10 protein-coding genes are annotated in these 9,554 nt (G+C 49.7%); 2 read left to right on the plus strand and 8 right to left on the minus strand.

Annotated elements, in window-relative coordinates; translation table 11 throughout:
- Nucleotides 1–159: 159 nt before the first annotated feature.
- Genes AC1DUA_RS10545 through AC1DUA_RS10565 form a run of 5 tightly spaced genes read right to left on the minus strand, consistent with a single transcriptional unit; the run spans nt 160 to nt 3,013 of the window.
- Nucleotides 160–585 (minus strand): YkvA family protein, encoded by a 426-nt coding sequence (locus AC1DUA_RS10545; protein ID WP_477499695.1) that lies wholly within the window; start codon nt 583–585, stop codon nt 160–162.
- A gap of 35 nt (nt 586–620) precedes the next feature.
- Complete coding sequence (locus AC1DUA_RS10550) at nt 621–890, minus strand: LysE family transporter (protein ID WP_477499696.1); 270 nt, start codon at nt 888–890, stop codon at nt 621–623.
- 2 nt (nt 891–892) lie between these two features.
- Complete coding sequence (locus AC1DUA_RS10555) at nt 893–1,093, minus strand: hypothetical protein (protein ID WP_477499697.1); 201 nt, start codon at nt 1,091–1,093, stop codon at nt 893–895.
- A gap of 3 nt (nt 1,094–1,096) precedes the next feature.
- Nucleotides 1,097–1,972 carry an N-carbamoylputrescine amidase gene (gene aguB, locus AC1DUA_RS10560; RefSeq protein WP_477499698.1) on the minus strand — a complete coding sequence of 292 codons (876 nt, stop codon included), beginning with the start codon at nt 1,970–1,972 and terminating at the stop codon, nt 1,097–1,099.
- A gap of 6 nt (nt 1,973–1,978) precedes the next feature.
- The gene (locus AC1DUA_RS10565; protein ID WP_477499704.1) at nt 1,979–3,013 is read right to left on the minus strand and encodes an agmatine deiminase family protein; all 1,035 of its coding nucleotides are present in this window, start codon (nt 3,011–3,013) and stop codon (nt 1,979–1,981) included.
- 251 nt (nt 3,014–3,264) lie between these two features.
- On the opposite strand from AC1DUA_RS10565, the gene AC1DUA_RS10570 reads away from it, so the two are divergent.
- Nucleotides 3,265–3,900, plus strand: coding sequence for an FMN-dependent NADH-azoreductase (locus AC1DUA_RS10570; protein ID WP_477499699.1), 636 nt, complete (start codon nt 3,265–3,267; stop codon nt 3,898–3,900).
- A gap of 843 nt (nt 3,901–4,743) precedes the next feature.
- Here AC1DUA_RS10570 and AC1DUA_RS10575 read toward each other — a convergent pair.
- Nucleotides 4,744–5,478 carry a metallophosphoesterase family protein gene (locus tag AC1DUA_RS10575; RefSeq protein WP_477499700.1) on the minus strand — a complete coding sequence of 245 codons (735 nt, stop codon included), beginning with the start codon at nt 5,476–5,478 and terminating at the stop codon, nt 4,744–4,746.
- A 21-nt stretch (nt 5,479–5,499) separates the two neighbouring features.
- Nucleotides 5,500–7,107, minus strand: a complete 1,608-nt coding sequence (locus tag AC1DUA_RS10580) for a beta/alpha barrel domain-containing protein (RefSeq protein ID WP_477499701.1) — start codon at nt 7,105–7,107, stop codon at nt 5,500–5,502.
- A 537-nt stretch (nt 7,108–7,644) separates the two neighbouring features.
- On the opposite strand from AC1DUA_RS10580, the gene hmpA reads away from it, so the two are divergent.
- The gene (hmpA, locus tag AC1DUA_RS10585; RefSeq protein WP_477499702.1) at nt 7,645–8,859 is read left to right on the plus strand and encodes an NO-inducible flavohemoprotein; all 1,215 of its coding nucleotides are present in this window, start codon (nt 7,645–7,647) and stop codon (nt 8,857–8,859) included.
- Here hmpA and AC1DUA_RS10590 read toward each other — a convergent pair.
- A complete protein-coding gene (locus AC1DUA_RS10590) occupies nt 8,854–9,360 on the minus strand; it encodes a Crp/Fnr family transcriptional regulator (protein ID WP_477499703.1) in 507 nt (168 codons plus the stop codon). The genes hmpA and AC1DUA_RS10590 overlap by 6 nt on opposite strands.
- Between the last annotated feature and the right edge of the window lie 194 nt (nt 9,361–9,554).

Consider the following 9,554-nt stretch of genomic DNA (forward strand, 5'->3'; position numbering starts at 1 on the left):
GCCTTGCAGGTTAATCCTTACATCGCGCGAAGAAGATTCCACGAAAGCAATTTCAATGACAATTGTACCTATCTTTACTTAGTAAATTGATGCAATTTATCGTATTTAACCCCGCAGTAATAGACTGCGGGGCGAATTTTGTTACAGCAACGTGAACTCTTAGTGCTGCTCAGGCGTTTCTTTCATTTCCTGGTCAGCCACAATTTTACCGTCAATATCGATAATATCCTTGGACTTCACAGCTTCATCTCCGAAAAAGTCCCGCAGCTTGTTCTTTGCCTTGAGCCTCACATCATCGTCAATGTTCTTCGCGACAACGGCGAGGGCCAATCCAAGCGCGCTCAGATCATCGACATAGCCAACAACTGGCAGCAAATCAGGGATAAGATCCAGCGGTAGAATAAGATAACCAAGTGTCCCATAGATTTGTACTTTAGCTTTTAGTGGTGTTCGCGGACTTTCAACGGCATAATAAAGCAACAAGCAACTGTAGATCACTTTGCTTCCTGCCTTTTTAGCGCCTTTTTTCAGTTTGGACCAGAAAGCGTCCGGATTAAAATACTTTTGATATTTAGAAGCGTCCATTTCGCGATCACTCCATTCTTATCCCCATTATACCACTATCTCTGGCGATGAGCTAAATCGTACTCTCCCGCTCCCGCAGCACAAAAGGCTACCCCCACAAGGAGCAGCCCTATCATGGCTACAAGGCCGAATATGGTCAAAATGACACCTGATATCTGGTTAATCCAGCGATACACGGAAACATGGATACGATCGCGAAACATCCCGATCACGAAGCTCAGCGCCAGCCACCACAAGGCGGAGCCGGCGAATATGCCAATCACTAGGGCAATGGCCGCAGCCATGCCGGTTTGCGCGCCACCCATGCCTAAACCGGCGTAAGGCCGAATCCGGCGTTGAAGCCGTAGAAGGCGTAGAAGGCGTCCGCTGTCGCTGCACCCAGCCCTGACAAAAAGCCATGCAAGCGGCCCAAGGTGATTGTTCTTCGAATGCACAAAATACCAATGGGCCCGACCGGCGCTGCGATCGAGAGCCCAAGTAAAATACCCTTCAACAAGGGAATCAGCATAAATTACAGCACCTGATCTCCATCGTAGGTAGCAATTTTCTTATAAAGATCCGGACGACGGTCGCGGAAAATGCCCCACTCAATCCGTTGAATTTCTAACTGATCCAGGTCGAATTCAGCGACAAGCACGGTCTCTTCCGTGCGGCCAGCCTCCTCGATCATGTTGCCTTGAGGGCCAGCAATGAAAGATGAGCCATAGAAGTCGATGCTGGAATCCTCATCTACTTCCTTGCCAATGCGATTCGACGCAATAACCGGCATCAGGTTCGACGCGGCGTGTCCGCGCATACACATCTGCCAGTGATCTTTCGAATCAATGGAGCCATCCTGCGGCTCAGAGCCAATTGCCGTTGGGTAGAACAGCAGCTCCGCTCCCATCAAAGCCATCACTCTTGCAGCTTCCGGGTACCACTGATCCCAACAAACGCCTACGCCGATTTTGGCGTAACGAGTTTTCCATACTTTGAAGCCGGTGTCGCCAGGATTGAAATAAAACTTTTCTTCATACCCCGGCCCGTCTGGGATGTGGCTTTTGCGATAAGTACCGAGCACTTGACCATCGGCGTCAATTACAGCTAGCGAATTGTAGCGTGCATAGTTCTTTTTCTCATAAAACGAAATCGGCAGTACAACTTGAAGCTCTTTGGCAATCTCACGGAAATGATTAATTGCTTTATTATTCTCTAGTTCCGTAGCGTACACGTAGTAGTCGGACTTTTCTTTTTGGCAGAAGTAAGGCGTCTCAAAAAGCTCTTGAATCAAAATAATTTGCGCGCCCTTCGCAGCCGCTTGGCGAACTAAAACCTCCGCTTTACGAATGTTTTCATCTATGTTTGTGGTACAACTCATTTGCGTTGCTGCTACCTTTACATTTCTCACAATTCATCACCCTTTCTGGCTTGCAGGCATTTGTTGCGTTGTGCAGTGGACGTTGCCGCCTTCTTTGATAATGGACATGCCATTGATTTTGCGAATTCTGCGGTCCGGGAATGCCGCGCTCAGCACTTCTTCTGCTTTGCGATCCGTCTCCTCAGCTGTCCCACCGAACACCGGCAAAATGATGCCGCCATTTACGAAATAAAAGTTCAAATAACTTAGCGTTAAACGCTGCTCTTCAAAGAATGTGATTGGTGGCTGTTCGATTTGGATAATCTCGAACGAACGCCCTTTGGCATCTGTCGCATTGCGCAGAATCTCTAGGTTTTCCTGTGTGATCGCATAATTAGCATCCGAAGGGTCGTTACATACTTGCAGAATGACTTTGCCTGGAGCAGCGAAGCAAGCGATGTTGTCGACATGACCGTCCGTTTCGTCGCCGTCGAGTCCTTTGTTCAACCAGATGATTTTCTCAACATTCACAAAGTTCTTAACGAGTTCTTCAATCGAATCAAGGCTCAATTCCGGATTCCGATTCGTATTAAGCAAGCATTCTTCTGTTGTCAAAAGCGTGCCTTCTCCATCGACATGAATGGAGCCGCCTTCCATCACTAGCGGAGCGTCAAAACGCTTCACCCCATGATGCTCAAGAATTTGCGGAGCCACATTATCATCTAGATCCCAAGGCGCGTATTTGCCGCCCCATGCATTGAACTTCCAATTAACCGCGGCAATCTCTTGCTGCTCGTTCAACAAAAAGGTCGGTCCATTATCACGGAACCATGCATCGTTATGTTCAATCGCTAGGAAATCAACGTTAGGCTCAGTAAACATCGCTTTAACTTGATCTGCATCTGAAGGGTTTACAATGACCGTCACAGGCTCGAATTCCGCGATGGCTTTGACCAAATCCGCGTAGCCTTTTGTTACAACAGCATGATCTTCCGGATACACCATGGAAGCTTGGACAGGCCATGAAATGAATGTGCGTTCATGTGTTGTCCACTCTGCTGGCATTTTATAGAGTAAATCCTTAGGTTTCATCATTTCATCCATCTCACTTTATATAAAATTTATATACGCCATTTGAAGGCCAAAAAGCACCGTCTTTCATCATATAACAAAAGGAGCCTCCACTCAATGTACAGAGGTTTACAATTTTGAGAATGATCTTCTAGCAAGGTTCCTCTCAATCTAAAAAGTCATCCAGAATTAGCTTCGTATAGTTTGCTTCCGATTTATGAACATTAAAAAGGCTTGAACAGCGCACAACACATTAGGGAGGATGACCGACTTTGGCAACTATCTTACACATTACCGCACACCCTCACGATCATCAGACTTCCTACAGTATGGCTGTAGGGAAAGCCTTCATCGATGCTTATCGGGAAGCTAATCCTAACGACGAAGTAATTCCAATCGACTTATACAAAATCTCAGTACCGCACATTGACGCCGATGTGTTCAGCGGATGGGGCAAACTAAGGAGCGGCCAAGAATTTAATTCGCTAAGCAAAGACGAACAGGCCAAGGTGGCTCGACTTGGTGAATTAACCGACCAGTTTGTCGCCGCGGATAAATACGTTTTTGTAACTCCGATGTGGAACTTTTCCTTTCCTCCAATCATGAAAGCCTACCTTGATTCGCTGTGTACAGCTGGTAAAACATTCAAATACACGGAAAGCGGACCCGTCGGCTTGCTGCCTGGCAAAAAGGCGCTGCACATCCAAGCCCGAGGCGGCGTGTATTCGGAAGGTCCTGGAGCAGATATCGAGATGGGCCATCGTTATATTGGCATCATTATGTCCTTCTTTGGAATTACCGACTTCCAAGGGATTTTCGTTGAGGGAACCGCTCAGTTCGCTGATAAAGCAGAGCAAATTAAAGAAGAGGCGATTGCTAAGGCCAAGGATTTGGCGAAGAGCTTCTAAAGGTTTTTCTACTAAAACCTTCTAAACGAAAAACACAAAAAAGGGGCTGTCTAAAAAGTAGATAAATCTACTTGAGGGCAGCCCTCTTTTCTTACATGAACATGAACGTGATATTTTCGCGTATCGTCCACCACCAGGATAAGCGGATGTGAAAATCTTGTCATCCAGTCGATTCACAACTTCGTTAACGATCCGAACAAGATGATTTGGAGGGTTGTCTTCCTCTAAATCCATTGGAAGAACAGTTGGTCCATGGTATATGTAACGTACAAATTATGAAGAAGGGGCTAATCCTTCAAGGTCTATTGATCTGTTGGGACAGCCCCTTTTCAACGTACACTTGATGGTCGTACATGATGTAAAAAGTGCAGTAAATTACCATCTGAACCGGCTATAGGTACGGAATGATGTAAAATGTACATCAAATATTGCGATATTGCTCTATTTTCGATAGTATCGACGAGATTAACTGCACAAAATGCATGATTATCTCCGAAACCATCGATAATACGAAAATTTGCTGTACTTTTTGCATCATTAGCAAATGTTCGCTACGTTTCCCCCTTGCGGGTCATCTCCGCAAGACCAATCCACTCTCCTCGGTCACCTCGAGCAGATCGTTTGAACAACCCGTCGCCCTGCAGAAAGTGGTAGACCGTAGCCCCGCCACAGGTGGGAAATGTGCTTTTTCAGAGAAATGGTGGACCTCTAGCTGCCGGACATCAGGGTCATTGTGGATAACTTATATAGGATTCGATGATCCGTCCGTCATCAGCCCTAAACATAGATCAAAGGGCTGATCCCTCAAGGTCTATTGACCTTTTGGAACACCCCCTTTTTGATTTATGTTTTTTTGCGGCCGCGGTATTGCCCCGTGCGAAGCTCCATTATATAAGCATCGGCATCAAGCATCATCTCATCCTTGGCATGCTTTACAGCAAGCTCGATATCGTAGGGCACCCTCACATGTTGAAGGTTAAACGTACCGGGCTGTTTACTGTGATAATGCCCTTCCAAGAGGACATAAGAAGCCTGCGTCATATCTAGCGGATTGCCTACGCTGCCTGTATTGAAAAGCATCCGACCCTTGAGAATTTGCAGAAAAGCATTGTGGACATCGGCGTAACCTGCAACGTCCGCTTCCCTGGGATCTCCGCAAGCTTCGGAGGATTCGAACATCGACAAGCGACTCTCCATAGAATCCCAGGGCTGGATACGTTCATAGACGCTCCTTGGTGAAGCGTGGAACAATCTCACAAACTTACCGCTCATCCAGAATTCATAGGAAAAAGGCAGCCCTTTTAAATACGTCGTTCGTTCTTTCCCTAATCGTTCCTGCTGCCAAAGTAAAATCGGGTCCGTCGCCTTGTTCCCGATGAAATCATCCCAATTTCCTTTGATCACCACATCACAGGTTTCCCGTACACGATCCACGACCTGCTCGGAATGCGGTCCTTTGCCGACGAGATCGCCGAGACAAATGATTTGCGTCACATTCCGCTCCTGAATATCGTGCATGACCGCTTCATATGCAGGCATATTGCCATGGATATCTGAAATAAGAGCTAGTTTCTCCATCAAGCTGCACCTGCCTTTAAGTTAAAATGTTTCCTCCGCTGGTCTTGCTGTTACTGGCACTTCCGCCCCTTTACCTGCCCTCCGAACCAGAAACGGGYACATCAGGTAGAGGCCAAACGCATACAGCAGCACAGCTATATAAACGGGTAGCAAATGAATGAAATCTGTATAGCCAATATGAAAATGGACCAGCAATCCCGCAGCAAAGCCCGGTAATCCACCCCACAGGAACGTCCACCACAGCCAGCTTTCGCCTTGGTTCACTCCCCAGAGCGCTGAACCTGCAATGGCTACAGCCAATGAAAATAGTGCGCCCCCAAACCCAGCCCTATCATGCGCGATTAGTGGAATAAGATGCTCGTTCCAATCGGCAAGCAGCTGCGCGGTTACACCTAGATACACCAAATCGGTCGGTACGAATACCTGAGTGATCCCGACGAAAGCAATGGTCAACCCGCCTATCGCCAGACCAAACCCAAGCACGACGAAGCAGCACTGTCCCCACTGGGCTCTGCGCCAGACGGCGTCATTTCGTAAGCCCGGCGGCTTCCGTGAGGGATAATCCTTAAGCCCCCGCAGGGTGAGGAGCAGCATAGGAAGCAGCACTGCGGCAGCGATGGCATGCAGCGGATCGAAATAGCCATAACCCAGATACAGAAAGAAGCTGCTAAAGCCTACCGTACATGAGGCAAGGAGTGCGGTACGAGCCCAATGCGAGCCTAACCGCAAACCGTGGGTTGCTAGTTGGTAATAAAAAATGCCCAGCGAGATCATTGTCCCTGCCAAGGTAATACGGTCATGGGACATGAAATGTATAATATGCCCATTAAATCGATTTATGACACTCCGGCTCACGCCAAGGAAGGTTTCATCATAAGGCAAAAGTACGCTGGTTGAGGCGATCAGCCAAGCCAGCACGCCGCCAATCATCATGGCAATGCCGAGTAAGCTCATCCAGCCCCAATTTGCCCAAAACGACGGCGGCTCCGGCTCCTCTGTTTCACGAATGCGCTCATATAGGATCGCTTCGTTCATTCGCTTAGGCAGCCCTGGCCCAGCGTAGACCAGCCCGCTGTGCAGCTGCACGCTATACGCGCCTGCGGCCAGCAGCTCCAGAGCATCCTGCGGCTGGCTGGCCGCGCCAGCCGCAACGATCGTGGCCGCCCCAGCTGCGCGGAGTCGGCGAACCAGGCTCAGCTGTGCGCTGAGGACAACACGGCCGCCTACGCTGATGCGGCGGCTGCCCTCCTCGCGCAGCGCTTCGCCGACGACGACCCCGCTCCAGCTCGCCAGCTGGGCGGTTAGTTCCCTCAGCATCCCTTCGGGGAGCTGCGGCGGCACATACAGCAGCGCAGGCTTGCCCGCTGCTGCTGCTAACTGGCGAACCTCGCTGAGGTACGCCAAAGCTTCTTCCGGTGGCCAGCCTTCGGCGAGGCCATCGATGTAGAAGCCCGCCGCGTACGGCGCCAGCTTCTCCAGCAGCTCATGCTGCTGAAGCAGCGCTTCGCGCGGCGTGCTGCCCGGCATCGGCCGCAGCCGCACGAAGTGCGGCAGGCGATGCCCCGTGCCCTTGCTCAACCGCTGCGCGACAGCGTCTGCGCCAGCGTTGGCGTAGCCATCGGGGTACACGATGGCTTCCTGCTCGGGGACGCGCTCGATAGGCGCGTCGCAGCGCACCTCGCGCACCGTGACGGGGCCGAGCTCGATGAAGCCGATTCCGAGCTGGGCCAGCGCTTTGTGCGCGATGCCCTCGGGATCGAGCGCTCCACTCAAGCCGACGGGGCACGATATGGGCACCCCCGCGAGTTCGTCTTGCAGCACGGCCGACTGCTCGAAATGCCCCATCGTTTTGATAACGAGGGTACCGCCCGGCATGCGGCTCAGGCCGCCCATCGTCTGTAGAGTGAGATCCCTCGCGATCTTGGAAGGCAAACAAAACAATAATGGTTTAAATATCGAATGATAAGACCAGTCAGGCATCTATGCGCTCCTGTCTCTTATAATGATATGGAAATTTGTTCATTTCTAGTATAACGCGAAAAAGATTGAAATGAATACAGACACAGATTGTTGTCTTTTCATGTGATTACAATCACACCTCATCCACTTGCTTTCTACTATACTTACCTCATACCCAACAAAACTTTTCGAAGTGAGGCGATTCCTATGCTAAGTCAACAGTCCATTGAGATCATTAAATCCACAGTTCCTGTATTAGAGATACATGGTACATCCATTACGAAACGTTTCTATGAAATGTTATTCACTTCACACCCCGAATTGCTTCACATATTTAACCATGCTAATCAAAAACAAGGCAGACAACAAACAGCTCTGGCTAATGCGGTTTACGCGGCTGCGCTGCATATTGACCGGCTTGAAGCCATTTTGCCAGTTGTGAAACAAATTTCTCATAAACACCGCAGCCTTGGAGTGAAGCCTGAGCATTACCCGATTGTTGGCCAGCATCTGCTTGCCGCCATTCAAGAAGTGCTCGGAGAAGCGGCTACGCCAGAGATTCTGCAGGCTTGGGCCGAGGCCTATGGCATCATCGCAGATGCTTTTATCGGAGTTGAAGCAGATATGTACCACCAAACAGAAAGTCAAAAAGGCGGCTGGTCGGATTTCAAACGTTTTCGAATTGCTCGGAAGGTGAAGGAAAGCGATGTGATCACTTCCTTCTATCTTATGCCTGAGGACGGGGCTCCACTCCCTACATTTGAACCGGGGCAATATATCAGCGTCAAGCTTGCGATTCCCGGCGACGAGTACCAGCATATCCGCCAGTACAGCCTCTCCGACGCTCCAGGAAAGCCCTATTACCGCATTTCAGTGAAACGGGAAGATCTGATTGCAGACCGTCCTGACGGGAAAGTTTCGATGTTCCTGCACCATGGGACAAAAGAAGGCGATGCTCTGCTGCTCTCTGCGCCAGCTGGGGATTTCACCCTCGATCAACAAGATACCCGTCCTATCGTGTTCATCAGCGGCGGTGTGGGATTGACACCGATAGTTAGCATGCTGCAAACACTGGCTGCCACGAATCCCGAGCGTCAAGTGACGTTCATTCATGCCGCTCAGAACAGTCAACATCATGCCTTCAAGGGGCATATTGAGGAGCTGGCTTTAGAGTATCCCGCGTTGAGCTTTTATTGGTGCTACGATAAACCCACGGCTTCGGATCGGACAGAGAACTCTTTTCATAAAGAAGGTCACATTAGTCTGGACTGGCTTCAAAGCATTGTGCCTACGTCCGCGGCAAGCTTCTATTTCTGTGGTCCTGTTCCCTTCATGAAAGCTGTAAACAGCGCCCTGCGTGAGTGGGGGATCCCGGAAGAGGATCGACACTTTGAGTTTTTCGGTCCTGCCGGAAGCCTATAATTTCGCAACTTTCTCCCTTAGGAGCCGATTCACAGTCTCCCGCCGCAGCCCGATCAATTGGCCGATCTCTTCTTGCGTCAGCACATCAGTTAGAACCGTGGTGCCTAGATAATTGTGCATCCACTGCTCTAGCTTTTGCAACTTCACCGTCGGTGTTACTTCGGTCAATTGATCAATGCGCTGCTGCATCATCCTTAGCTTCTCTTGCAGCTGCTGCGCAATGATGCGAAAGCGCTCAGGGTTGTCATCCAACCCACGGTACCATTCCTCGGATGAAATGATTTCAATTTCACTTGCTACCAGTGCGACCGCCGTCCCGTAATAAGGCTTGGGGCTAATCAGAGAATGGTGAGGAATCGTCTCCTCCGGCACAATGATATTGACGAGTGTGGCATGGCCGTCTTCGTGTACACGGACGATTTTGAGCAGTCCACTTTTAAGCCGGTACAAGCCTCCTGATTCCCCTTGGCGGAATAGCGTCTCCCCTTTGTGCAGCTTCATAGTTCCGTCTCCTCTACGAGAAAAAGCGACAGCAGGTTCTTATGCTGGTCGCTTTTATTTGTTTACAGTTCTTTTTTAATAGCTGTTGGTGTTGGCGTCAGTTTGCTGCCAAATTGCGAGAGAGCTTCCGACCATTTGGAGATAACCGGCACTTGCTCGACTTTCCCAATGAGCCACACAAACATGATTAGACC

This window comes from Paenibacillus sp. 01T422, from assembly GCF_056398785.1.